Annotated in this window: 29 protein-coding genes; 23 read left to right on the forward strand and 6 right to left on the reverse strand. The window is 40.5% G+C overall.

Features of this window, described 5'->3' with window-relative positions; genetic code table 11:
- Both cas9 and ABZB17_RS02180 read right to left on the reverse strand, forming a co-directional pair.
- Nucleotides 1–531, reverse strand: a 531-nt coding sequence (gene cas9, locus ABZB17_RS02175) for a type II CRISPR RNA-guided endonuclease Cas9 (protein WP_372647860.1), incomplete at its 3' end; no start/stop codon positions are given.
- A gap of 325 nt (nt 532–856) precedes the next feature.
- The gene (locus tag ABZB17_RS02180) at nt 857–2,629 is read right to left on the reverse strand and encodes a hypothetical protein (RefSeq protein ID WP_372647862.1); all 1,773 of its coding nucleotides are present in this window, start codon (nt 2,627–2,629) and stop codon (nt 857–859) included.
- A 286-nt stretch (nt 2,630–2,915) separates the two neighbouring features.
- Here ABZB17_RS02180 and ABZB17_RS02185 point away from each other — a divergent pair, with 286 nt between their 5' ends.
- From ABZB17_RS02185 to ABZB17_RS02225, 9 genes are all read left to right on the forward strand, one after another.
- Nucleotides 2,916–3,518: a TetR/AcrR family transcriptional regulator gene (locus ABZB17_RS02185; RefSeq protein WP_052671144.1), complete on the forward strand. Its 603-nt coding sequence runs from the start codon at nt 2,916–2,918 to the stop codon at nt 3,516–3,518.
- The gene (locus tag ABZB17_RS02190) at nt 3,515–4,258 is read left to right on the forward strand and encodes an outer membrane lipoprotein-sorting protein (protein ID WP_372647864.1); all 744 of its coding nucleotides are present in this window, start codon (nt 3,515–3,517) and stop codon (nt 4,256–4,258) included. Before ABZB17_RS02185 ends, ABZB17_RS02190 begins: the two co-directional genes overlap by 4 nt.
- 80 nt (nt 4,259–4,338) lie before the next feature.
- A complete protein-coding gene (locus ABZB17_RS02195; RefSeq protein WP_372647865.1) occupies nt 4,339–4,704 on the forward strand; it encodes a four helix bundle protein in 366 nt (121 codons plus the stop codon).
- A gap of 113 nt (nt 4,705–4,817) precedes the next feature.
- On the forward strand, nt 4,818–6,038 hold the full coding sequence (locus ABZB17_RS02200) for an ABC transporter permease (RefSeq protein WP_372647867.1): 1,221 nt from the start codon (nt 4,818–4,820) through the stop codon (nt 6,036–6,038).
- Nucleotides 6,039–6,168: 130 nt separating this feature from the next.
- Nucleotides 6,169–7,389, forward strand: a complete 1,221-nt coding sequence (locus ABZB17_RS02205) for an ABC transporter permease (protein ID WP_372647869.1) — start codon at nt 6,169–6,171, stop codon at nt 7,387–7,389.
- 55 nt (nt 7,390–7,444) lie between these two features.
- Nucleotides 7,445–8,128: an ABC transporter ATP-binding protein gene (locus ABZB17_RS02210; protein ID WP_372647870.1), complete on the forward strand. Its 684-nt coding sequence runs from the start codon at nt 7,445–7,447 to the stop codon at nt 8,126–8,128.
- A gap of 41 nt (nt 8,129–8,169) precedes the next feature.
- Nucleotides 8,170–8,832, forward strand: coding sequence for a CAP domain-containing protein (locus tag ABZB17_RS02215; RefSeq protein WP_372647872.1), 663 nt, complete (start codon nt 8,170–8,172; stop codon nt 8,830–8,832).
- A 156-nt stretch (nt 8,833–8,988) separates the two neighbouring features.
- A complete protein-coding gene (locus ABZB17_RS02220) occupies nt 8,989–10,161 on the forward strand; it encodes a hypothetical protein (protein ID WP_372647874.1) in 1,173 nt (390 codons plus the stop codon).
- Nucleotides 10,162–10,322: 161 nt separating this feature from the next.
- On the forward strand, nt 10,323–10,658 hold the full coding sequence (locus ABZB17_RS02225; protein WP_372647876.1) for a hypothetical protein: 336 nt from the start codon (nt 10,323–10,325) through the stop codon (nt 10,656–10,658).
- 38 nt (nt 10,659–10,696) lie between these two features.
- On the opposite strand, the gene ABZB17_RS02230 is transcribed toward ABZB17_RS02225, so the two are convergent.
- On the reverse strand, nt 10,697–11,134 hold the full coding sequence (locus ABZB17_RS02230; RefSeq protein ID WP_372647877.1) for a hypothetical protein: 438 nt from the start codon (nt 11,132–11,134) through the stop codon (nt 10,697–10,699).
- 268 nt (nt 11,135–11,402) lie between these two features.
- On the opposite strand from ABZB17_RS02230, the gene ABZB17_RS02235 reads away from it, so the two are divergent.
- Nucleotides 11,403–11,789: a group 1 truncated hemoglobin gene (locus ABZB17_RS02235; RefSeq protein WP_372647879.1), complete on the forward strand. Its 387-nt coding sequence runs from the start codon at nt 11,403–11,405 to the stop codon at nt 11,787–11,789.
- A gap of 84 nt (nt 11,790–11,873) precedes the next feature.
- Here the strand turns inward: ABZB17_RS02235 and ABZB17_RS02240 are convergent, their stop codons facing one another.
- Nucleotides 11,874–12,215: a single-stranded DNA-binding protein gene (locus tag ABZB17_RS02240; RefSeq protein ID WP_372647880.1), complete on the reverse strand. Its 342-nt coding sequence runs from the start codon at nt 12,213–12,215 to the stop codon at nt 11,874–11,876.
- A 202-nt stretch (nt 12,216–12,417) separates the two neighbouring features.
- On the opposite strand from ABZB17_RS02240, the gene ABZB17_RS02245 reads away from it, so the two are divergent.
- Together ABZB17_RS02245 and ABZB17_RS02250 are read left to right on the forward strand one after the other, a co-directional pair.
- Nucleotides 12,418–12,771: a hypothetical protein gene (locus ABZB17_RS02245; RefSeq protein WP_372647882.1), complete on the forward strand. Its 354-nt coding sequence runs from the start codon at nt 12,418–12,420 to the stop codon at nt 12,769–12,771.
- A 55-nt stretch (nt 12,772–12,826) separates the two neighbouring features.
- On the forward strand, nt 12,827–13,447 hold the full coding sequence (locus ABZB17_RS02250; protein ID WP_372647884.1) for an NUDIX hydrolase: 621 nt from the start codon (nt 12,827–12,829) through the stop codon (nt 13,445–13,447).
- 1 nt (nt 13,448) lies between these two features.
- Here ABZB17_RS02250 and ABZB17_RS02255 read toward each other — a convergent pair whose 3' ends face one another.
- On the reverse strand, nt 13,449–14,561 hold the full coding sequence (locus tag ABZB17_RS02255; RefSeq protein WP_372647886.1) for a 6-bladed beta-propeller: 1,113 nt from the start codon (nt 14,559–14,561) through the stop codon (nt 13,449–13,451).
- A gap of 171 nt (nt 14,562–14,732) precedes the next feature.
- Here ABZB17_RS02255 and ABZB17_RS02260 point away from each other — a divergent pair, with 171 nt between their 5' ends.
- Together ABZB17_RS02260 and ABZB17_RS02265 are read left to right on the forward strand one after the other, a co-directional pair.
- Nucleotides 14,733–15,560: a LytR/AlgR family response regulator transcription factor gene (locus ABZB17_RS02260; protein ID WP_372647888.1), complete on the forward strand. Its 828-nt coding sequence runs from the start codon at nt 14,733–14,735 to the stop codon at nt 15,558–15,560.
- Between the two features lie 123 nt (nt 15,561–15,683).
- Nucleotides 15,684–16,055 carry a hypothetical protein gene (locus tag ABZB17_RS02265; protein WP_045033299.1) on the forward strand — a complete coding sequence of 124 codons (372 nt, stop codon included), beginning with the start codon at nt 15,684–15,686 and terminating at the stop codon, nt 16,053–16,055.
- A gap of 75 nt (nt 16,056–16,130) precedes the next feature.
- Here ABZB17_RS02265 and ABZB17_RS02270 read toward each other — a convergent pair whose 3' ends face one another.
- Nucleotides 16,131–17,234, reverse strand: a complete 1,104-nt coding sequence (locus tag ABZB17_RS02270; RefSeq protein ID WP_372647889.1) for a glycoside hydrolase family 105 protein — start codon at nt 17,232–17,234, stop codon at nt 16,131–16,133.
- Nucleotides 17,235–17,572: 338 nt separating this feature from the next.
- Here ABZB17_RS02270 and hisG point away from each other — a divergent pair, with 338 nt between their 5' ends.
- The 9 genes from hisG (at nt 17,573) to ABZB17_RS02315 (ending at nt 25,214) form a co-directional block, all read left to right on the forward strand.
- Nucleotides 17,573–18,430: an ATP phosphoribosyltransferase gene (gene hisG / locus ABZB17_RS02275; RefSeq protein WP_372647890.1), complete on the forward strand. Its 858-nt coding sequence runs from the start codon at nt 17,573–17,575 to the stop codon at nt 18,428–18,430.
- A gap of 60 nt (nt 18,431–18,490) precedes the next feature.
- The gene (locus ABZB17_RS02280) at nt 18,491–19,384 is read left to right on the forward strand and encodes a DMT family transporter (protein WP_372647891.1); all 894 of its coding nucleotides are present in this window, start codon (nt 18,491–18,493) and stop codon (nt 19,382–19,384) included.
- Nucleotides 19,381–20,679 carry a histidinol dehydrogenase gene (gene hisD, locus ABZB17_RS02285; protein WP_372647893.1) on the forward strand — a complete coding sequence of 433 codons (1,299 nt, stop codon included), beginning with the start codon at nt 19,381–19,383 and terminating at the stop codon, nt 20,677–20,679. The genes ABZB17_RS02280 and hisD overlap by 4 nt, the downstream gene beginning before the upstream one ends.
- The gene (gene hisC / locus ABZB17_RS02290; protein WP_372647895.1) at nt 20,666–21,697 is read left to right on the forward strand and encodes a histidinol-phosphate transaminase; all 1,032 of its coding nucleotides are present in this window, start codon (nt 20,666–20,668) and stop codon (nt 21,695–21,697) included. The genes hisD and hisC overlap by 14 nt, the downstream gene beginning before the upstream one ends.
- A gap of 5 nt (nt 21,698–21,702) precedes the next feature.
- Nucleotides 21,703–22,824, forward strand: coding sequence for a bifunctional histidinol-phosphatase/imidazoleglycerol-phosphate dehydratase HisB (hisB, locus tag ABZB17_RS02295; protein ID WP_372647897.1), 1,122 nt, complete (start codon nt 21,703–21,705; stop codon nt 22,822–22,824).
- Nucleotides 22,825–22,868: 44 nt separating this feature from the next.
- Entirely contained in the window at nt 22,869–23,252 is a 384-nt protein-coding gene (locus ABZB17_RS02300; RefSeq protein WP_372647898.1) for a GxxExxY protein, read from the forward strand.
- A gap of 50 nt (nt 23,253–23,302) precedes the next feature.
- The gene (gene purU, locus ABZB17_RS02305) at nt 23,303–24,187 is read left to right on the forward strand and encodes a formyltetrahydrofolate deformylase (protein ID WP_372647899.1); all 885 of its coding nucleotides are present in this window, start codon (nt 23,303–23,305) and stop codon (nt 24,185–24,187) included.
- A 67-nt stretch (nt 24,188–24,254) separates the two neighbouring features.
- Nucleotides 24,255–24,626, forward strand: a complete 372-nt coding sequence (locus ABZB17_RS02310) for a four helix bundle protein (RefSeq protein WP_045033306.1) — start codon at nt 24,255–24,257, stop codon at nt 24,624–24,626.
- 39 nt (nt 24,627–24,665) lie between these two features.
- The gene (locus ABZB17_RS02315) at nt 24,666–25,214 is read left to right on the forward strand and encodes a TlpA family protein disulfide reductase (protein ID WP_372647901.1); all 549 of its coding nucleotides are present in this window, start codon (nt 24,666–24,668) and stop codon (nt 25,212–25,214) included.
- The last annotated feature ends 7 nt before the right edge of the window (nt 25,215–25,221 follow it).

Genomic DNA, 25,221 nt, shown 5'->3' on the forward strand with positions numbered 1-25,221 from the left:
AATTGATTTTTTTACTGCCCCTTCACTTTCTTTTGTCCCTTCAAGTCGGTTACTCAGGAATCCACGCCGCTGAGCCATATGATAAAATGCACGGCCAATGGCAAAACGGTTTTCTTCTTTTGTTAAATCCAGTTTTTCGGTAACCGCAACATTTCGAAAATAATACGGATTTTTATTTGCCTTATCATCTGTTGTCCACCAGACTTTAAATAATTCATTTTGTGGATATATCTTTTTATATTGCCAATTCTTTAATTCTTCTTTATCCAGTTCAGGACAATAACTGTAATCTGATAAAACTTTCAAAGTATTTACCTTTCGAACTTTTCTCCGGTACTTAATTCTACGCGCACTTCTAAAGCCTGTGCGCTCCGCAGCCTTTGAGCCTTCTACACCTTTCTCTATTTTTACCCCCTCCTGAAATATGCGTACACCTTTTTCCCGAAGTTTAAAATCCTCTCCTCGTTCTTTTTCTACAACAGCCCAACCAACACTGTTTGTACCAAGGTCAAGTCCTAAAATTTTAGCCATTTTGAGATGCGTTTTAATAGGTCATTAGTAAATTTATGTTGTTAAATATAATCAGATTTTGACAAAAAGTATTATATTGGCCTTGCTTTTATAAAGCATCTGTTCAAAAACATAGAAATTCAATTTTATATCTTATCACAATAAGGCTATATGCCGAAGGATATGAAATCCTGTACTCCTGCCTCGGTGGGAGTTTTTTTATGCCCGTTTTTAACAACAAGACCCTCAAGGTTTTGAAAACCTTGAAGGTCTAATATTTAATACAAAATAAAAAGCGGAACCCAAGTAAATGGATCCCGCTTTTATATGTTTATTTTGAAAACAATTACAAGTCCACGTTCAAAACTGAATATTTTTGAACAAGTTTTTCCAGCTCAAGAACCACATCCTTTTTCTTTTCTCCAAAAAGGGTTTTGTAATATTCGATTCCTTCAAGCAGGTTGCTTTTGAATTTCCCCAGGTTACGTTTTTCTTTCACGTCGTCGGTATTTTTCTGAAAAGCCTCGATACGCTCTTTAAAAATATCAAGATACATACTCAGTTCTTTTAAAAACATATGCGGACGGTAACCTTTGTCCAGCAAATTAATACGGCCGTAAATATGATCAACCATCTCTTTCAACGAAGAGATTTTTGAGAAATAGGCAAGATTTGGTCCCGGACAAACAGTTACTTTTTCGTTTTCCTTCACCGCAATCCCTTTCGATTCCAGCATAGAAATTCCAAGCCCGATGCACAAACACTCCGGCTCAGTAATTTTATCGTAGGCTTTTTTGTATTCTGCTTCCGGTAAATTCAGCGCCTCCAGCTCCTGTAACTTTTTACTTTGGTACTGGCGCGACGATGTACAAATCGGTTTTTCAGTGTATTCAGTGTTGTACTTCAAAAATCCTTTCGTACAAGGCATTCCGGCTTTTCCATCGGCAGCCATTGCCAAACGAAGCTGGCTCATCGATGCCCCTTTAATGCTGTTGAACGGAACGCCCAGCGGCGACAAACCACTGTAATAATAATCCTTTTCCTTGCCATCAGCCAATAGGTTCATGGTTTCCGTATCGATACTGATAACCTCGGGAACCAGCATAAACGGCGATCCCCAGCCTACGCTGTCCATGTTGTAATGCTCAAGCAACAGGTTGTGTTCCTCAGCATTACCAACACCCCCCTGAGCTGTAATTTTCATATCAGGTTCAGTAGCGGGTTGCGAAAGTTCTTTTTTCTGTAAAGCAGTTTTATAAACCTCAGCGCAGGTATCGAATAATTTCTGGCGGTTCAGCCGGAACTCATCCAAAATTGGCCCAAACAAAACACCGTTGGTCGGGAAAGCGTGTCCTCCACAGTTTACACCCGATTCGATACGGTACTCCGAAACCCACAGCCCTTTTGCAGCCAACATTTTGCCCTGTACCAGTGCCGATCGGAAATCGCTGACTTTAAGAATAATTTTCTTTTTGATCGATCCTGTAATATCAGGAAAAAAGTCTTTGAAATTTTCGATGTAGCTGTACAAACGCGGGCTCATTCCTGCAGAAAGTACCAACGACGAACTGAGGTTACTGTTGGCAAAACCACGCAATGCCGCATGTGCATCGTTATACTCGATGGGAAGTTCTTCGCCATCTTTTTTGTTTACCTGGTCGAGTTTAGTCATGATGTTTACATCAATCGAACCCACCGGCAACTTCTCGTTTACCCACTTTTTCAGTTCTTCCGAAACCGATTTTTTAAAACCCAGGTTGCTGAATTTCGCCTTCAGTTCCGATGCCTCTGGAAGCATATCGTAATATTTTTCCAATTCGCCTCCTACAGTCGATAAGGATGCTTTCAGGCTCTCAACCTTTTTGTTTACCACTTCTTCCATCGTATTCAGGTACGATGTTATGCGTTTTGCCCTGTGGTCGTCTTCCTTTTTCGGGATGGCAGTAAACGGCAAATCAAACTTTTTACAGTAGAATTCGCGAATGGTTTCCATCAAAGAATCATCAACCAGCGAGATTACTGATGAAATTCCGAAAGGTGCAACATTTACAGGAGTGTCCATTGAATATCCTACACCCAGAACGGGTATATGGAAAGAATGTCCTTCAAATATCTTCATTTACGTAAATTATGTACGACGGGGTTAATTACGCCCCGTTTCAATTAAAATCAATTGGGCGCAAAGAAAGCAAGTTATTTTACATTTGCTTGCAACTATTGGTGCATTGACAAAATTGACCATTATTTTCCTGTTTATTTTCAATCACAAACTTTTAATTCGAACTTTTTCGTCTATAATTCAATTATAGAAGTATGACCAATCGGTCAATTAATCCAATTTTTTCTTGGAATTAAAAAATACAACTCATAACTTTGACCGACCGTTCAATCAATAAATAAAAAAGATGCCAAGAAGTCCGGAACAATTCGACGATATCAGAAAGCAGAAGAAACATTTAATCATGGAAACTGCTCTTGAATTATTTGCAGAAAATGGTTATCACGCCACTTCAATTAGCCAGATTGCAGCTAAAGCAAAAATCTCCAAAGGACTAACATACAACTACTTCAGCAGCAAGAGAGAAATACTTGACGAACTGATGGAACATGGTTTTAACGAAATTTACGACAACCTGGATATTAACCATGACGGAATACTCTCCCGAGAAGAATTTATCTATTTCATCCGGCAAAATTTCAAACACCTTCGCGATAACATGCAGCACTGGAAGTTGTTTTTTTCACTCTTGCTGCAACCTCAAATCTCACAAACTTTTGCCGATACTTACGCCGAAAAAGCGGCCCCCATTTTCAATCTATTTTATGGTTTTATAAAAGACCAGGGCAGCACAGATCCGGAAAGCGACCTAATGGCTATTTCCTCGTTAATAGAAGGCGCCTTTTTATACTGTGTTGCTGCCCCCGATGTTTTCCCCATAGATAAACTGGAAGAGGCTGTAATTACCGCAGCATTTAAAATCGTTAACAATCAACAATTACCAAAATGAAACGCATACAACTTACACTAACTTTTATGCTTGTGAGCCTTTTTGTGCTGGCCCAGGATATGACGGCCATTATAAAACAAGCCGACGAAAAATTCAGAGGCGAATCCAGCCGTGGCGAGATGACTATGATAATTGAACGCCCGGGGTGGAGCCGTACAGTCTCGATGAAAAACTGGACATTGGGCAATGACTATTCGCTCATTTATATTACTGCACCGGCTAAAGAAAAAGGCCAGGTTTTCCTGAAACGCGACAAAGAAATGTGGAACTGGGTGCCCAACATCGAAAGGATGATAAAAATTCCGCCGTCGATGATGATGCAGTCGTGGATGGGCTCGGATTTTACCAACGACGATTTGGTTAAGGAATCGCAAATGGCAAAAGACTATTCGAACAAACTGCTTGGCGAGGAAGAAGTTGACGGCTATTCGTGCTATAAAATTGAACTGATACCCCACGAAGATGCACCCGTCGTTTGGGGAAAAGTGATTATGTGGATATCGAAAGAAGAATTGCACTGGCTAAAAGCTGAGTTTTACGACGAAGACGGATACCTGGTAAATACCGAAATTCTGACGGATGTAAAAATGATGGACGACCGCGAAATGCCAACACGTTTGGAAATGATTCCGGCCGATGAAGAAGGCAACAAAACAGTTATGATCTTTGATAAAATTGAGTTTGATGTTGACTTGAAGGAGAGCTTTTTTTCGCAACAGAATATGAAGAGAATACGATAAGGGCTGAGGGATTGAAGGATTGAATTACTGAGCTGTTGAGGGATTGAGGGATTGAAATACTGAATACAATTTTAAGAATTATGCAAAATACAAATATCAGTTTTAGTGAAAATATGAAAGCGCGACTGAAAATATTCGTGCTTGAATTAATTAAACTTTGTCAAAATCTGCCAAAATCTCAAGAGGTCAATATAATTAAAAACCAGTTACTACGCTCAGGTAGTTCTGTTTATGCCAATTATCGAGCAGCCTGCAGGGCGAGGTCTAAAGCTGAATTTTTCAGCAAATTGAGCATCGTAGTGGAAGAAGCCGATGAAACTGAAATGTGGTTGGACCTGTTAATAGAATCAAAATTAAGCAACTCAACTGAGACAAAACGCCTTCATCAGGAGAGTTTGGAAATTCTTAAACTTATGGCTTCGGCCCGCAAAAACTCTAAAAGCTAAAAAATGAAAACTACACCGATGTATATAAAAAACTCAATCACCCCATCAATCCATCTGTCCTTCAACAGCTCAGTAATTCAATCCTTCAATCCATCAACAAATCAATCCTTGTCATGAAAACAAACATAAAACTAGCATGGCGAAACCTTTGGCGCAACAAACGCCGAACTATCATTGCCATATCTTCTATCGTGTTCAGCGTGCTGCTGGCTTCGTGGATGCGATCGATGCAGGAAGGTTCGTACGACAGTATGATCGATAATTCGGTTAAGTTCTACACCGGTTATTTACAAGTGCAGGATACTGCCTACTGGGACGAACGTACGCTTGACAATAGTTTCAAAGTAGATGCAGAATTACAAAACCAGATTAAAAACATAAAAGACGTTTCGCTGGTTTCCAACCGGCTTGAATCGTTTTCATTGGCTGCCGACCACATGAAAAGTAAACCGGCCATGGTGATGGGGATTGAACCAGAAGCCGAAGACCAGATCACCAATCTTTCTAAAAAAATGCAGTCGGGAGACTTTATAAAATCGGGCGATAAAGAAGTAGTGATCAGCGGAGGACTGGCCAAGTACCTGGAACTGGATGTTGGCGATACACTGGTGATGATCTCTCAAGGATATCACGGAATAAGTGCCAGTGGCTTATTTCCGATTAAAGGAATTATAAAACACCCCAATGCAGAGTTTAACAAACGCCTGGTATACATGGATATTGAAACAGCCCGCGAGTTTTATTCAGCTTATGGTTTGTCTACTTCGCTGGTTGTAATGACCAATGATCATTACAGCGTTAATCACATAAAGAAAGAAATTGAGCAAATTCTGCCGGAAAAGAACACGGTAATGACCTGGACAGAAATGACACCTGAATTGGTGCAAATAATTCAAAGCGACCGCGGCGGTGGCATTATCATGCTTGGGATTCTTTATCTGGTCATTGCCTTCGGTATGTTTAGCGTAGTTATCATGATGGTAAAAGAACGCCAGCGCGAGTTTGGAGTGACACACGCCGTAGGTATGCAAAAAAGAAAATTAGCATCGCTGGTTTTTATCGAAACACTTTTTATCGGCCTGATCGGCTGCGCAGTTGGACTGATATTTAGTTACTTTTTCTGTCTGTACTTCTTCTACAACCCAATTCCGCTAACCGGCGATATGGCAAAAGCCACCGAAATTTATGGCATGGAGCCGTATATGTTCGTTTCCATGAAAGCCTCGCTCTTCTACAACCAGATCATTGTGGTTTTCCTCATCAGTATTTTTATAGCGATTTTCCCGATAACAAATGTTAGCCGGTTAAAAATCACGAAAGCAATGCGGGCGTAAGAAAGTTTACAGTCACAGTTTTCAGTTCTCACAATTATTAAGATGAATAATAATCAGGAATACAACAGTTTGGATTTGAAGCAGAACTCTTCAGACTTCCAACTTCGTCTTCCGACATAAATAAAACAAAATGATACTTTCAATAGCATGGCGAAACGTTTGGCGAAGCAAAACCCGCAGTATAGTAATGATTGCGGCCATTGCGCTGGGCCTTTTTGCAGGCATATTCATGATGGCATTTATGAATGGCATGTACAACTCGCGGATTGAATCGGCCACCAAATCGGAGTTGTCGCACATACAGGTGCACGCTCTGCATTTTTTGGACAACACCGAATCGGAATTATTTATACCAAATGGCTTTACACTGGCCGAACAAATTGCAGCGCTCGATTCGGTAGAAGCTGCCTCTCCCCGACTGATTGCTGAGCCTTTTATTATGGCTGCTCACGGAACAGGTGGAGGCAAAATGCTGGGGATCGATCCGGAGAAAGAAAAGCTGGTTACTGATATTTGGCAACACCTGGTTGAAGGTACTTACCTTGAAAAAACCAGCCGGATGCCCCCGGTATTGGTGGGCAAAAAACTTGCCGACAAACTACGTTTAAAAGTAGGCACAAAAATAAATGTACAACTGGTTGATTTTAATGGCGACTTATCATCAAAAGGCTACCGCGTGGCAGGTATTTATAAAACAGTAAACACCGGTTTCGATGAAATGCATTTGTTCGTCAACATCAACGATCTGCGATCGCAAATTGGCATTCAACCCGAGGCGGTACACGAAATTGCCATTCTGTTAAAAGACAACAGTTATGCGCCATTGGTAAAACCGGCAGTGCAAAAAACTGCCCCCGGAATGGACGTGCAAACCTGGAAAGAATTAAGTCCTGAAATGTCACTCATTACCGATTCCATGGATCAGTACATGTACATATTTATACTGATCATCCTCATCGCATTGTGTTTCGGCATTATCAATACCATGCTGATGGCAGTGCTGGAACGTGTAAAAGAAATTGGAATGTTAATGGCTATTGGAATGAATAAACGGAAAATCTTTAACATGATCATCCTGGAATCTGTTATGCTTACTCTAACGGGGGGCTTAGTCGGAATCCTTCTCGGAATAGGTGTTTCCCGAATTTTCGAACAACATCCAATCAATCTTTCCGCTTTTGCCCAGGGATTGGAGCAATACGGTATGTCAACCGAAATTGCAACGGTATTTCCATCTCACTCATTAGGAATATTAATTACGCTGGTAGTTTTTACAGGACTGATCTCTGCAATTTACCCGGCACGAAAAGCGCTGAAATTGAATCCGGCTGAAGCCACGAGAACGGAATAAGAAAGATTAGAATATTTGAGGATTAGAATAGTAGAATGAATTAATTACGACAGCAATGAAAATAATAGAAATCAAAAACCTGCACAAAATTTATAACGGCAGCTCCGTTTCTGTACATGCGGTTAACGGAATAGATATGTCGATTGAAGAAGCTGAATTTACCGCCATCGTTGGTCCGTCGGGATCGGGAAAAACAACCTTGCTGAATATTATTGGCGGTTTGGATGACGCCACTGAAGGCTCGGTTGAAATTGAAGGCGTTAAGATCAATGAACTTTCATCACGAAAACTAACTGATTTCAGAATGAAAAACATTGGTTTTGTCTTCCAGGCTTATAACCTGATTCCTGTTCTTACTGCCAAAGAAAATGTGGAATTTATTATGCATTTGCAGGGAAGCAAAAAAGCCGACCGCGATGCACGTACCAGCGAACTGTTAAAAGCCGTTGGACTGGGCGAGATGATGGATCGACGACCATCGAAATTGTCGGGCGGGCAACAACAAAGGGTGGCTGTTGCACGAGCACTGGCATCGAAACCCAAATTCGTTCTGGCGGATGAGCCTACTGCCAATCTCGATTCGCACTCCACCGAAAATCTGCTCGATATTATGGAGCAACTTAATAAAGAGGAAAAAATAACGTTTATATTTTCAACGCACGACCAGCGGGTGGTAAACAAAGCGCGGCGTGTAATTACCATAGAAGATGGAAAGATCATCAGCGACATCAGAAAATAACAGCTTTTGTTTAAGAAGATGCCATTAAAACAAGTATAAAAGTGAAAATCCGGATAGTCCTATTTTTAATCGCATTGACCCTTACAGTTTCAGCCACAGGAGAAACAAAAAACCGTACGCTAAACACTGCTGCCGATGTCAATTACTTGTCGGAACTGGAGAAAGAAGTGATTTACGAAGTCAACTTGTTCCGTTCTGATCCGTCGGCGTACGCTGAGAAATATATTGCTCCCCTCGCCCAATACTACGACAAAAAAATATTGCACTACCCCGGCCATAAATCGATAATGACGCAGGAAGGCGTAAGCGCATTGCGTGAATGTGTCCGTTTTCTGAAAAATGCATCTCCTGCTCCGATTGTATATCCCGACAAATTATTGACCAAAGCGGCCAATGATCATCAAAAAGATCAGGCAAAAACTGGAAGAACAGGACATATTGGAAAGGATCGTTCAAACTCGAAAGTACGTATTGAACGTTACGGCAAATGGCAGGTTCGTATTGCGGAGAATATTGCATATGGAAATACCTCTGCACGGCAAATCGTAATTTTTCTATTAATCGATGATGGCGTTAAAAACCGTGGTCACCGCGCCAACCTTCTTCAAGCTGATTTTAAAAAAATTGGCGTGGCCTGCGGAACTCATCCGCGATACACTACCATGTGCGTGATGGATTTTGCGGGAGGAATGGGAAACCAATGAACGATGAATAATGATTAACGAATTAAGATTGAAGAAGTACAGGCTAATATAGCTTGTTTGTGTTTATTCCAATCTTGGATCTCAAGTGGTTTGTCGAAATTCGACATTTATATGATTTAGAAAATAGAAAACACCTGATCAAACAGGATTCAAAAAATGAAAAAAGCTTTACTCATACTAACTCTTATACTTTCTAGCCTTGTAATACAAGCACAGTCTAAACTGTCGTTTTACGGCTACATAAAAGATCTGGGTATGTATTATCACCCGGTGGAGCCTATTCCCATTTCCACAGATAAATCGTTGGATTACCTATTTCTGAATGAGATACACAACCGTTTAAATTTCAGGTGGTATGCATCGGAAAAACTGACATTTGCCTTGGAAGCCCGCAACCGCATTTACATGGGGCAAATGATCCGTGAGTTTCCCGATTACGAAGATTTTGTTGATGCCGATAACGGTTATTTAGAATTGGGAACCGTGTTACTTTCTGCCGACAGCTGGTTTTTACATACGATGCTCGACCGGGCATGGATTGATTACACAAGCGGGAAATTGCAGGTAAGACTCGGACGCCAACGTATTAACTGGGGCACGAACCTGGTTTGGAATCCTAACGATGTGTTCAACACTTTTTCCTACTTTGATTTTGATTACGAAGAACGCCCCGGCACCGACGGAATTCGCTTGCAATACTATACCGGAGTAACTTCATCGGCTGAATTGGTCTATAAGATCGGACACATCAATGATGAAACCGCCATTGCCGGGATGTACCGCTTTTCGAAATTTAATTACGATATCCAGTTTTTGGGTGGCTGGGTTGGCAAAGACTACGTTTTAGGCTGCGGTTGGGCCGGCGATATAAAAGGTGCCGGATTCCGGGGTGAAGCAACCTGGTTTCGTCCGCGCGATAAGGAAGATCCAGAGAACTTCGAAACATTTGTAGCATCAGTTTCGGCAGATTATACATTCTCCAACAGCTTTTACCTGCATTTCGGAACCTTATTCAACAGCTACGGAACAACAGGCGATGCTGGTGGCCGTAGTTTTTTTGCTCCCGATATTTCTGCCAAAATGCTTTCATTGGGGAAATACCAATTGTTCGGCCAAATTAGTTATCCTTTTACTCCACTGCTCTCTGCCAACCTGTCAACTATGCTAAATCCCACCGATGGTTCCTCATATCTTGGTCCGGCCTTAACCTACTCGTTGGGCGATAACTGGGAATTAATGCTGAATGGACAGTTATTCTTCGGACGAGAAGGTACTGAATACGGCGATTACGGTCAGGCAGTTTATGTGCGTGTAAAATGGGCGTTTTGATATTGCGAATCCACCTCCTATCCATAAATAGCTCCGTACGCCGTTGATTAAGAATTATTAACACAGCACAGCAATATTAGCACCTCACGACTTTTGATTAAAGACTTATTTGTCTTAATTTTAATAGTTATTCAAATTATTCATTATTAAACATTTAAGTTATGGGATTAATTCTTGCTCCTTTAAAGAAGGAAAAAGTAGATGCCTGGAAAGATTGGGCAAAATCGTTTAGTGGAGAACAAAGTCAGGCGTTTAATGAATTCAACAAAAAACACGGATTAACCCGTCATGATGCATGGTTGGCAGAAACACCCGATGGTCCGGTTGTGGTTGTTTTACATGAAGGCCCGGGATCTGATAATTTTTTGCAAAATGTAGCAGCCTCGAATGGTTCTTTCGAAAACAGTTTTAAAGAAAAGGTACTGGAATTTCATGATATGGATATATCAGCTCCTCCACCAGGACCAGCACCCGTAAAAATGATTTCGACGGATTAAATTTATTCCCCCAACTCTTTAACCCAAATAATTCCAGCCTATAAAACGTTATTCTTTTTAGAGCTATTAGAAGGAACATGTTTCTTCTGAACAATTTCGTGGTTGTAAACAACACCACCTTGCAACGTTATATGGAGTTCGGTTTCATGAGAATTATCGCCTCCTTCCGCACCTGACTTGTCAGAATCAATGGGAATCCGAAGAGTTCCGTCATACCAATCGGCTACCATTTTGGAGCCGGTAAGCACGTCTCGGGGATTAATAACAACAGTGGGACTCACCTGCTGAAAACCCGTTAGGTAAAGTACATTATTCCGGATGCGCCATGATGCCATATAACCTCTTCTGCATTCCGGTATTTTTCCTCTGAAAACAGGAATATCAGGACGCGCTTCGAAAAACACTTTTAAAGGTGTTGATAACAGCCCATACAACTCCCCGTCAAGGTAAATTCTATCTTTTTGTTGAATAGCCATAAACTCTGGTTTAATTAGTTAAATCTTCACTTCGTTAATAGTCTGTAGCTCGGTCTGGCCCTAAGTGCGTTGCCGACCAATGATAAAAATAAAACACAATTTTCGAATATGGTAATCCATTCATATGTTTTCAAACAAGTTTCCGTGTACTGTTGAAAGTCACTTACCAACCCAAAAGCACTGAAAAGAATCGAAATCTATTTAAACACCTATTTGTCTCTTATTTATATAATCACTAACTTGTATAGGAACATTTAATCAAAACAACATGAAAACACCAGTAGAACAAAGCCTTTACGCACGACTTAGAGGCATCGAAGGAATTACGTCGATTGTTGACGATATTGTGGAAAATCACATGAGCAATCCGGCAGTCAACAAACGCTTTTTACCCTTAAAAGACGATCCTGAACATTTTGCGGAAGTAAGGCAACACCTTATTAACTTTCTGGCAGCCGGAAGTGGTGGTCCGCAGGAATATACCGGGAAAGACATGCTTTCATCGCATAAAGGCATGAACATCAGCCAGGGCGAATACATGCATGTTATCGACGATATTATGAAAGCACTGACAAAGAATAATATCGACGATCAAACGCAAAAAGACGTGCTGGCAATTGCCTATTCACTAAAGGGCGTAATTGCCGGAGTTTGAACTTCAGAACTAAGCCAATAAAAAAACAGTAGCATCATTACTTCAATACTACTGTTTTTTTTTGTAGATTAACTTTATCGGCTGTTAATTCGATGCCTTGTCTAACAACAACAGCGAGTTAATTACAATCTCAGTCATATACTGTTTCTCGCCGTTTTTATCTTCCCATTGGCGGTTTGTCAATTTTCCTTCAATGGCAATCTCCTTTCCTTTTTTCAGATACTTTTCAGCCACTTCGGCATTTTTACCCCAGGCCACCAAACGGTGCCAGGTGGTTTCGGTTTGTTTGTTTCCGTTACTGTCGCGGTAAATTTCGTTGGTGGCAATGTTAAAATTGGCAACTACTTTTCCACTCTCTAATCTTCTTACTTTTGGATCTTCTCCCAAATGACCTAACAATCGTACGCTGTTTCTTAATGCATTCATGATATTTCCTTTTTTAGTTAATAATTTAGGACTGTGTCTTATGCGAGTCCTGTAACGCAATTGTTGAAACAAAGGTAGATTGACGGGTAAAGCTTATTCGGTTTTTAAACGTTTGTAGTCGACAATAAACGTTTGCAAACGTTTACAAACGGATATATTTTTATATATTAGCACTTTAGCAACTCAAACAAAAAGCAACAAAATGGAAAAAAGAAGCTGCCTCGAATGTGGAGAACCATTAAAAGGACGAGCCGACCAGAAGTTTTGTAACGACAGTTGTCGCAACGCCTACAACAATAAAAAGGCCAGTGGCTCGACCAATTTTATGCGAAAGATCAATCGCATTCTGAAAAACAATCATTCGATTTTGGAAGAGCTAAACCCGGAAGAAAAAACCACTACCTATAAAAGTTCCCTCAAAAAACGAGGCTTTAACTTTGGCTATTTTACCAATACCTACACCACCAAAACCGGGCGCGTTTATTACTTTGTTTATGATCAGGGCTACTCCGAGCTGGAAGGCAACAAATTAATGCTGGTAAAAAAAGAACAGTAGCTTTATGGTACAGAAATGAAAACCACCTCTGTCACAAAAACATTTAAGAAAAAATATGAGCAAATACTATTTCGAGAAAATAAAACGCCTGCATGCCCTGGCCGAAATCGGGCTGGAATACAACACTATTGCTTACGACATTGAACGTTACCAGGAAATAAGAGACATTTGTCTGGAAATGCTGGAGAAGATTACGCGCATACCTGTATCTGAAATTATTCCGGTTATTGAAGAACGTAACGGTTACAGAACGCCTAAAGTAGATGTAAGAGCCATTGTTTTTAATGAAAATGACAAGATTTTACTGGTACAGGAAAAAGCAGATAAACTATGGGCGCTACCCGGCGGATGGACGGATATAGCATTCAGCCCCGGCGAAGTGGCCGAGAAAGAATGTATGGAAGAAGCCGGTTTAAAGGTAAAAGCCACGCGACTTTTGGCCATTATGGACAAACAAAAACAAGGTATGCCGCCGGCATTCGAGTATGTTTATAAGATTTTTATGCTATGTAAAAAAGAAGGTGACTCCATTTCAGTAGGCCCGGAAACGTGTGATGTGGGCTGGTTTAACGAAAACAAACTTCCGCCACTTTCACTTCCGCGAAACAACGAAGCACAGATAAGAATGATGTTTGGATACAAATGTGGAGAACTGACAGAGCCCTACTTTGATTAGCCTATTTCAATCGGCAACGCATTAATACGGGATTACCGGAAGCTGCAATATGCAATTGCACTTTTTCAAATTCGTTGTGGCGTTTATCCGAAATTGTATGTCCCCCAACTTTGTAAGCTGTTATGGGTATGTAAAGCTGATCGGACTCTGATAGAAACGCGGGATTGTCCCAGATACCTCCGTCGATATTATTAACTGCTTCGGTAAAATACGTGGCTTCCCAATCCTTCTTTTTAATCAGTGCAGTAGTTTGGTGAGAGCCCAACCAATAGGTTAGAAAAATATAATTCTTATTTTCAAAGTAGCTTTTTATTTTCGAATGGTGCGTGTTATGAATGTATTTCAGTGTCTCAACATCATCTTTGTCGCCGGTGTTTCGCCAAATTTCTGCAAACGAAGGATAACCATCACTTTCAATTAAATATTCAGGTTGAAAAGCCGAATTATTATAGGCAAAAACCGTATCGCTGTACGATGATACCAGCGAAATGTTTGCAGCTTCCACAGCTGCCAAATTCGAACGTCCCAAATCTCTCAAACGATCTTCAGGAAAGTTGATTCTTTTACCTTTACTTTTTTGCGAATACACAGTATACAAACCATGACCGGGCACATCGTTCACCACATAAAACTGGTTTTTCGACTCAAAGAATTTTGTTCCGGGCATTTTCGCAGAAACCAGTTTGCTTTTGTATTTTCCGTCTTTCCCAACAATGTAAATTCCATCCCCGGCCAATACTGCAAAATCTTTCTGATAAGTAATAATATCCAGAGGATTTTTAATTCTTCCACTCCCCTCCTTATTACTCACAATGGTATTTATAAATTCGCCTTTTTGTGTAAACCGGATAAAACTAATTTCGCGCGCCCTACGTTGAAGAATGACTAAATCGCCATCCAGTTCTTTTACGTTTAAAATATCGCCGAATTCTATTTTGGCTTCGTTTACTTTTAATTCCAGGTAATCCAGATTTTCAACAAAACTTGAAATGGGTAAAATATCCTGCGATTTTTTCAACAGTATTTCCGGCAAACCGCTATTCTCAGCCGGCTTTTCGGTACACGAGGCGACAAACAGCGCTACGAAAAATAAAATAATAATGGTATGTTTCACGACTTGAATCTTTCTGTAATTGTTTAATTGTGTTCTGTTCCGACAAATACCATGCCCTTGAGCGCACAAAGCAATAAATATTATTTAGTATTCAACTATGGAAGAATAATTAAATTGTTTTTTTGAAATTAAGAAGCAAACATTTAATATTGACAAATAAACAGCTATCCGTTGAACCTATCATTTTTAAATAACAACTTTAGTTTGCTCGATCGCAAAAAAGACAGGTACTTCCTGGTTCTTACCGTTCTGGTTTTCAGCATTTTCTTTATCAATGTTTTTAAACCCTGGAATATTGGTCGTTGGTATTCCGATTCTCCAATTATTCAATTCCTCAGACTTTCGAGCTATGGTTTTATTTCGTCGCTGGTATTATTGATCACGCAATTTCCACTTCGTAAAATTTTCCATCAACAAACATTCAAACTTAAAAGCTACTTGTTGTGGATTCTTGTTGAGATTGTATTGATCAGCCTCGTTTATATTTTTCTGTACGGCAATCCGATTGGTAACTTTATCAACGATTTCCTTTTTTCGTTAAAATACACCGTGCTTGGGATTATGATTCCATACTCGTTTGCGCTTCTTCTGATTTATTACAAAAAGCACATCGAAGAAATTGAACAACTACAAAACAAACTTTCCGGAACCGACAAAAACCAGCTTTTAACTTTTACTGATGAAAAAGGGAAACCCCGTTTTTCGGTTCGAAGCAAGGATTTTCTTTACATTGAGTCAACCGACAATTATGTAACCGTAAACTTTATATTGGAAGGAAAATTACAACGAAAACTTTTGCGGAATACCATGAAAAATATAGAAAGCCAGTTGGGGTCTGAATCGATACTGCGTTGTCATCGTTCATTTATTGTGAATATCCAAAATGTTGACTTTGTTCAGAAAGAAAATAAAAAGCTGAGTCTTCACCTGAATTCTTCAGAAGTAACTATTCCGGTATCCGAAAAATATTCGCCACTGCTTTTAACCGTTTTATCCTGACTGTCGAATTTTTATCCCTAAATAGCGAATTTCGTCCCTTTAATTTGCAAAAACGAATGTTGCTGCCAATCTTTGTAACACACTAAACAAGTGCAATTTAAAATCACACCTAAATTTTATACAATGAAAAAATTAATGTTTTTTGTTTTTATCCTTTTTGCTGCTACGATTACAGTTAATGCAAGCAACTCTTCGAACAATAAAGAAGTAATTGGAGAATGGAAATACGAAGTTCCGAGTGCGCCTTACGGTTATAATGCCGGAAATCTTGTATTTGAAGAAAAGGAAGGCAACCTGACCGGTCATGTTAAACTGGAAGATGGGTACAAGATCGATCTGAAAGATGTTACTTACAGCGAAGGCGTATTAAAATTTGGTCTTTATGTTGACTACAATTACGTTACCCTTAAAGTAACCGTTGAAGGAGAAAATATGAAAGGAAGTGTAAATAGCCCTGATGGAGAGATGCCGATTACTGCCAAAAAGGTGAAATAATCACTAAACAATATGTAAAAATACCGCTGCAAAATGATTTGCAGCGGCCTTTTTATTGTTAAAATATTTTATCGACTAATCTAATTTAATCACCTCGCTGCCGGCTAGCAAAAAGGCTCCCGTTCCGTATACTTCCCAGCTCTCTGCTTCGAAGTTTTTACGAGGATCGGCACCAATTGGCTGACACCAGCCCACATGACCGTCGGGCTGAATCAGACCATTTAATCCTACCCATGCTTTCTCTACCGCAGGAAGATAAGTGGCTTCATCTAAAATGCCGTTATTGATTCCCCAGGCCAAAGCATAGCAGTAAAAACCTGATCCACTGGCTTCTCCTCCCGGATACGATTCAGGATCGAGCAGGCTGGAACGCCACAAACCGTCTTCCTGTTGCAGCGAAAGAATTTTTGCCGCCATTTCTTTGTAATTCTGAATATAAAAATCACGGTTCGGATAATCTTTTGGAAGTTCGCTTAACACACGAACCAAACCACCCATAACCCAGCCGTTTCCTCTCGACCAGAAAATTTTCTTGCCATTGGCTTCTTTCTTTTCTTCAATTCCGGGTTCGTTCCATTTGTAGCCCATATCTCGTGCGTACAAATGATGTTCTTTATCCCAAAGCAAGTCGTAGGTTTCTTCCCACAGTTCATCCGAAAGTTTCAGGTATTTGTCATCGTCTAAAGTCATTCCCAGCTTTACAAATGCCGGAGGTGCCATAAACAAAGCATCGCACCACCACCACGTCTTTTCACGAATACCATCGCCTTTGTATGGCGTTTTCATAAACTCGTCCATGGTTGCAATAAACGGTTCAATCATTTCCTTTTCGCCCGAAACCCTGTACATATCAATGTAAGTTTGGCAAATCACATGATCGTCGGCATGATGCAAACGTGGCCCCGGTTTCCAGTTGTTGGCCTCTCCCATTTCGTACATGGCCTTCCAAATCTTTTTCGAGCCCGTTGTTTCGTAAGCTGCAACAACCCCGGCGTAGAATGCACCGTTGGTCCAGTCGTACAATTCGTGTTTTGGATGCTCCAACTGCCAGTCCAACGCCTTTTTCATCGTTTTTTTAATGTAACTGTCTTTAAAAAGCTTTTCGTTACCCGCTTTTTGTGCCTGCGCCGTTCCTCCCAGAACTATCGCGGCAAGTAAAAGAATGATTGTTTTCTTCATGTTGATCTAAGTTTGATGCAAATCTATGCAATCGATTGCAATCTACAAAATACATTATCAATTTCTTATCAGGAAAATTCATAAAAGACCATAAATTGTGTTTATGTTTATTGCCGGCTTAACTTTAATTTTAAATTAACACCAATACGTATTGTTCAATACAATTTTATAACTATACTTGCATCAAAATAACTGATATGACAGTAACAACATTACATCACGGCCATCATTGGAAGAACCAACCATCGGGTAGGCTGTAATTGTTTTGTTTAAACTCAACGATATTAATTCATAAAGGCTTGCCATTAAAGGCAGGCCTTTTTTTATATAAAACAGACATGGAAAAACTTAAGATTGCTATTCAAACAAAAGGAAGGTTAAACGAAGACTCAATGGGCCTGATAAACGAGGCCGGCATCGGATTAAGCGTTGGCAGACGTAAATTGGTATCGGAAGCGAAAAATTTCCCGATGGATGCCTTGTTTTTACGCGACGATGATATTCCGCAAACCGTTGCCGACGGAGTTGCCGATATTGGTGTTGTTGGCGAAAACGAAATGGCCGAGAAAGACGAAAACGTGGTAATCGCCAAACGTCTTGGTTTCTCGAAATGCCGACTTTCGCTGGCTATTCCAAAGTCACTTGATTATCGGGGTGTTGAATTCTTCAACGGCAAAAAAATTGCTACCTCCTACCCCGTTATTCTGAAAAAGTTTCTGGACGAGAATAATATCAACGCAGAGATTCATGTGATTAGCGGATCGGTAGAAATTGCACCGGGTATTGGTTTGGCCGATGCTATTTTCGATATCGTAAGCTCAGGATCTACACTGGTGAGCAACCGTTTGAAAGAAGTTGAGGTAGTAATGAAATCAGAAGCTGTATTGATTGCCAATCCTAACCTTTCGGCAAAAAAGCAGGAAATTCTTGATGAACTGATTTTCAGAATCGAATCGGTACAACGTGCTGAAGGCAAAAAATACATTCTTCTGAATGTTCCAAATGAAAAAATAGAAGAAATAACTTCGCTGCTGCCGGGAATGAAATCGCCAACACTGGTTCCACTGGCAAAAGAAGGCTGGAGCTCGATGCACTCGGTAATTGAAGAAGATGATTTTTGGGAAGTGATTGGCAAGTTGAAAAAAGCCGGTGCCGAAGGAATTCTAGTGGTTCCTATTGAGAAAATGATTTTCTAGAAATTAGATCCATGAAGCCGTTCTTAAAAGCAGCTATCGGGTTAACAGTTTCATGAATAAATGACTACAAGACAATACATATTGTTTGCCATTCCATCATTGATCTGGGGATCGACATGGTATGCCATTAAGTTTCAACTGGGAACAGTTGATCCGCTGTTATCGGTTGCCTATCGCTTTTTGGCAGCCGGTATTCTGCTCATTTTATTTTGCCTGGCAACTGGAAGAAAAATGAAATTCACGCTGCGCGAACACCTGATGATGCTTCTGCTGGGGCTTTGTCTTTTCGGAATGAACTACTGGTTTGTTTACGAAGTGGAAACGACCCTGACAAGCGGTATTGTTGCAGTGATATTTTCGTTGATTATTTTCTTCAATATATTTTTCAATGCAGTGCTGTTAAAAGGAAAAATAAAGCCCGATGTTATTTTGGCCGCAGTTTTGGGAGTTGGAGGAACAGCTTTGTTGTTTAAGAACGAGTTGGTAAAGTTTCAGGGAGGAAACGGCAACTGGATCATCTTTTTGCTTTGTTTCGGAGGCCTGACTTTCGCTTCATTAGGAAACATTATATCAGCATATAAGCAAAAGAAAAACGTACCTGTTTTGCAGGCCAATGCCTACGGGATGTTGTATGGAGGATTGGCCATGTTTGCAATGGTATTGCTGCTTGGCAAACCACTTCGTTTTGATGCTTCGCTGAACTATTCGGTTTCGTTATTGTACCTTTCAATTTTCGGGTCGATAGTAGCTTTTTCAACCTATTTAAAACTGCTTGGTGAAATTGGCCCCGACCGTTCGATTTACGTGGCACTGATTACTCCTGCTATCGCTTTGTTAATTTCTACTTTTTTTGAAGGTTACCGATGGGATGTATTCGCAGCGTTGGGAATTCTTTTGTTATTTTCGGGCAACATTCTGGCTTTACGGTTTAAAACAAAAAAAACAGTTACATGAAGACTTATATAAATCCGGGGAGAAATACCTGGACCGATATTTTAAAACGCCCGCTTTTCGATGTTTCGGAATTGTACGGACGTGTACAAAATATACTGACTGAAATTCGTGAGCAGGGCGATGAAAAATTACGCGAATACACCGAACGTTTTGACGGTGTTAAACTGGATAATTTTGAGGTTTCGCCCGAAGAAATTACCAGGGCAGAAGCCACAATCGATGAGCATTTAAAAGATGCGATTGCTTTGGCTGCTGAAAACATAAAGGCTTTTCACTGCGTCCAAATGCCCGAAATCAGAAAGATGGAAACCGCTCCCGGCGTACTTTGCTGGCAAAAACCCGTGGCCATCGAAAAAGTTGGATTGTATATTCCGGGCGGAACAGCACCACTTTTTTCAACCGTATTAATGCTGGCTCTTCCGGCAAAAATTGCGGGTTGTAAACAAATTGTTCTTTGTTCGCCACCCGATAAAGATGGCAACATTCATCCGGCAATTTTGTACGCTGCTAAGGTTGCAGGCGTAACACAAATCTACAAACTGGGCGGTGTTCAAGCCATCGGAGCAATGGCTTACGGTACCGAAACTGTTCCGAAAACCTACAAAATTTTTGGTCCGGGAAATCAATACGTAACAGCTGCCAAACAACTGGTTAGCATGAACGAAGTTTCGATCGATATGCCGGCCGGTCCTTCTGAGGTATTGGTTGTAGCCGACGAAACATCGAATCCCGCTTTTGTGGCTTCCGATTTATTGTCGCAGGCCGAACACGGTGCCGACAGCCAGGTGGTATTGGTTACCAATAACGAAAATACATTAAAAGAAGTAGTTGCTGAAGTGGAAGCACAAGTTGCTCAACTGCCAAGAAAAGAACTCGCCGAAAAAGCGCTATCTCACAGTGTTTTAATTGTGGTTTCGGATGATGCCGAACGTGTTGATCTGATCAATGAATATGCACCGGAACACCTGATCATCAGCACAAAAATATATATGGAACTGGCAGAGAAAATCACTAACGCAGGTTCGGTATTTTTGGGCGAATTTACACCTGAAAGTGCAGGAGATTACGCTTCGGGAACCAACCATACATTGCCTACAAACGGCTGGGCACGATCGTACAGTGGAGTAAATCTGGATAGTTTTCTGAAAAAGATCACCTTTCAGGAGATTAGTGAGGAAGGACTCTTAACTATTGGCCCCGCTATCGAAAAAATGGCCGCTACCGAACAACTTGAAGCGCACAAAAATGCAGTAACTTTACGCCTTAAACAGATCGAAAAAAATGGAACTAAATAATCTACTCCGCGAAAACATAAAAAACCTGAAGCCATACTCGTCGGCAAGAGACGAGTATAGTGGCGACGCCATGGTTTTTCTCGATGCCAACGAAAACCCGTTTAACGAACCTTACAACCGCTACCCCGATCCGCTGCAACGTTTGGTAAAAGAAAAGATAGCGGCTTTGAAAAAGGTAAATGCTGAAAATATTTTTCTGGGAAACGGAAGCGATGAACCAATTGATTTGCTAATCCGTGCATTTTGTGAGCCGGGAAAAGACAATGTGGTTACCATCGACCCAACCTACGGCATGTACCAGGTTGCAGCCGATATTTCAGGCGTTGAGCTACGCAAAGTGTCGTTAACCGAAGATTTTCAGCTGAACATCAACGACATTCTTGGCGAAACCGACAAAAATACCAAACTGATATTTTTATGTTCGCCCAACAATCCAACCGGCAACAGTTTGAATAAAGATGCGATGTTGGAGCTGGCCAACCAGTTTCATGGGCTGGTAATTATTGATGAAGCATACATCGACTTTGCGCCGGGGAAAACCCTGATGCCGGAGCTGGAACACTACCCAAACCTCGTAATTCTGCAAACTTTTTCGAAAGCCTGGGGAATGGCCGGAATACGTTTGGGAATGGCATTCGGAAGCACAGAATTGATTGGTATTCTGAACAAAATAAAGTACCCGTACAACCTGAATATTCTTACCCAGGAAAAAGCCATGTTACTGCTCGACAAAAAAGTTACCGTGCAAAAATGGGTGAAACTGCTTATTGCCGAGCGCGATAAAATGGAAAAACTGTTGGCTGAATTTCCGTTTGTAATCAAAGTTTTTCCGTCAGAGGCAAACTTCCTGTTGGTAAAAATGCACGATGCCCGTGGTATTTACAACTACCTGGTTGAGGAAGGAATAATTGTCCGCGATCGTTCGAAAGTACATTTGTGCAACGAAAGTTTGCGAATAACAATTGGTAATTCGGAAGAAAACGAAAGCCTTTTAAGTGCGCTAAAAAAACTAATTTAAAAACAATGAAGAAAGTACTATTTATAGACCGCGACGGAACCTTAAACTACGAAACTGCAGACGAACAAATCGATGCATTTGAGAAGCTGGAGTTTCTGCCCAAGGTTTTCCGCAATATGCACTACATCCGCAAAAACCTTGATTACGAGTTGGTAATGGTTACCAACCAGGATGGTTTGGGCACCGATTCGTTTCCGGAAGATACGTTTTGGCCAGTGCATAATTTTATTCTGAAAGCTTTTGAAAACGAAGGTGTTGTTTTCGACGATATTTGTATCGACCGCCACTTTCCGGAAGATAACTCCACTACCCGCAAACCGGCAACCGGAATGCTTACAAAATACATTGAAGGCGATTACGATTTAGCCAACAGTTTTGTTATCGGCGACCGAAAAACCGATATCATGCTGGCGAAAAACCTCGGTGCAAAAGGCATATTTATTAATAACGGCGACCAGGTTGAAGAACTCGAAAAAGAAGGACTGGCCGATGTTTGTGCTCTGATTTCCGACGACTGGGACGATATTTACGCGTGTGTGGCATCACCGCAACGCACAGCAAAGGTTGAACGAACCACGAAAGAAACGGCAATTTCTGTTACGTTAAATCTTGATGGATCAGGAGTATGCAATATTTCAACCGGTTTGGGCTTTTTCGATCACATGTTGGAACAAATTGGCCGCCACAGTGGTGTTGACCTCAATATTCAGGTAAAAGGCGATTTGGAGGTTGACGAGCATCATACCATTGAAGATACGGCGCTGGCTTTAGGCGAGGCTTTTAGAAAGGCTGTTGGCAATAAACTGGGCATGGAACGTTATGGTTTTTGCCTGCCAATGGACGAGTGTCTGGTAATGGCTGCTATTGATTTTGGCGGACGTCCGTGGTTAGTTTGGGAGGCCGATTTTAAACGCGAAATGGTAGGTGATATGCCTACTGAAATGTTTATGCACTTTTTTAAATCGTTCTCCGATGCGGCACTGTGTAATTTAAATATAAAGGCAGAAGGTGCCAACGAACACCATAAAATTGAGGCTATTTTTAAAGCTTTGGCAAAGTCAATAAAAATGGCCATACGTCGCGATGTATTTAACTTTGATTTGCCATCAACAAAAGGAATGTTATAATTTTTTACCGCAGAGATAGAGAGAAAACTCAGAGAACTCAGAATATGATTGAAAATCAAATTACAGAAAAAATCATTGGATGTGCGATTAAAGTACACCAGAATCTGGGCCCCGGGTTATTGGAATCTGCTTATCAGGAATGTCTTTTTTACGAATTAAAAAAAGCAGGACTAAAAGTTGAAAAAGAAAAACCTCTTCCTCTTGTATACGAAGATGTTAAGCTTGAATGCGGCTATAGACTCGACCTTTTAGTTGAAGATACAATAATTGTAGAAGTAAAATCAGTTGAAGCATTAAACGATATTCATTTAGCACAAGTTTTAACTTATTTAAAACTAAACAATAGCAAAATTGGATTATTAATAAATTTTAATGTGCTTCAACTCGTAAAAGGATTAAAAAGAGTAATTAATAAATTCAAAAAATAAAACTCCGCGTAACTCTGAGTAACTCTCTGGTCACTCTGCGGTTAAAAAATATGAAGACAATAAAAATACTAAACGAAAAAAAGGACACTGCGATCTTACTGATTCACTGTCCGGACAAACAAGGAATCCTTGCAACTGTAACTGAATTTCTGAATAAAAATAAGGGCAACATTATTTACCTCGATCAGCATGTTGACCGGCAGGAGAAGATTTTTTACATGCGGGTTGAATGGGAATTGGAGAATTTTGCCATTCCTGCCGATAAGATCGGTGAATATTTCGACACCCTGATTGGCAGCCCGTTGCAAATGAACTGGAAGATCTATTTTTCAAATGAAGTTCCGCGAATGGCCCTGTTTGTTTCTAAAATGCCACATTGTTTGTTCGATATTCTGGCACGTTACACAGCCGGCGAATGGGACGTGGAAATACCAATGATTATTAGCAACCACGAAACGTTGCGTCCGGTTGCCGAACGTTTTGATATTGATTTTCACTACTTCCCTATAAACAAAGAAAACAAAGTAGAGCAGGAAGCAGCTGAGCTAAAACTGTTAAAGGAAAACAACATCGATTTTGTGGTGCTGGCGCGCTACATGCAAATCCTGTCGGAAGATTTTGTGAAGAATTATCCGAATAAGGTAATCAACATCCACCATTCGTTCTTGCCGGCATTTGCGGGTGCTAAACCTTATCATGCAGCCCATGAGCGCGGAGTAAAAATTATTGGTGCAACAAGTCATTATGTTACTTCCGAGCTGGATGCAGGGCCGATTATCGAACAGGATGTTACCCGCTGCAGCCACGTTGATACGATACAAAAATTGATTCGCAAAGGTCGCGATTTGGAGAAAATCGTTCTTTCGCAGGCCGTATACAAACACCTTCAGCGTAAAGTACTGGTTTACAGAAACAGAACGGTTGTGTTTAATTAAAAACCGAGTTGCAGGTTACAAGTTACAGGTTTTAGTCAATCACAAAAATTAGCTAAGATAAAAGATTATGAAAAGTTATAGAGATTTGGAAATTTATCAGTCAGCCTATCAACTAGCTATAAAAGTTCATAAAATGACCTTAACTTTACCTGCTTACGAACTCTATGAACAAGGAAGTCAGGTCAGACGCTCAACAAAAAGCATAAAAGACAATATTGTTGAGGGCTATGGAAGAAACCGATACAAACAAGATTTTATCCGGTTTCTGGTTTATGCTCAGGCTTCGTGTGATGAAGCCAACTCACAGTTAACGATGATCAATGAACTTCACTTTGATTCAAAAGGCTTAAACGATTTGATATCAGATTATGAACTTTTAGGGAAAAAACTCAATAAATTCATTGAATATGTTGAAAGGCACTGGAATGAAAAAAGTTAACCAGTAACCTGAAACAAGCAACCAGTAACAAAAAAGAATATGAAAAGATTATTATCCATTCTCAGCATAACATTTTTAGCAATGTCTGCATTTGCGCAACTAAGTACAATTCCGGAAAAAGAAATTCCTGTCGATTACGGTTACATTGTAAAAATTGGCCAGCAAATGCCTGAAATTACAATGGAACTTACCGACGGCACCAAAGTCTCAACCGCCGATTTAAAAGGCAAAATAACAATGTTGCAATTTACCGCCAGCTGGTGTTCGGTATGCCGAAAAGAAATGCCACATATTGAAAAAGATATCTGGCAAAAACACAAGGATAATGATGATTTTGTGTTGATTGGCGTTGACATGGACGAGCCGCTTGATAAGGTTAAGGATTTTAAGGAAACAATGAAAATTACCTATCCGTTGGCTCTTGATCCGGGCGCTGAAATCTTTTACACATTTGCAGCAGAGGGTGCCGGTGTTACACGAAATGTAATTATCGACAAAACAGGTAAAATAGTTTATTTAACCCGCCTTTTTAAAGAAGACGAATTCAATGAAATGGTTGAGGTGATTGATCTTTTACTGAAAGAATAAACCCGAA

Origin of the sequence: Draconibacterium sp. (assembly GCF_041583095.1) — a bacterium.
Classification (GTDB): Bacteria; Bacteroidota; Bacteroidia; order Bacteroidales; family Prolixibacteraceae; genus Draconibacterium.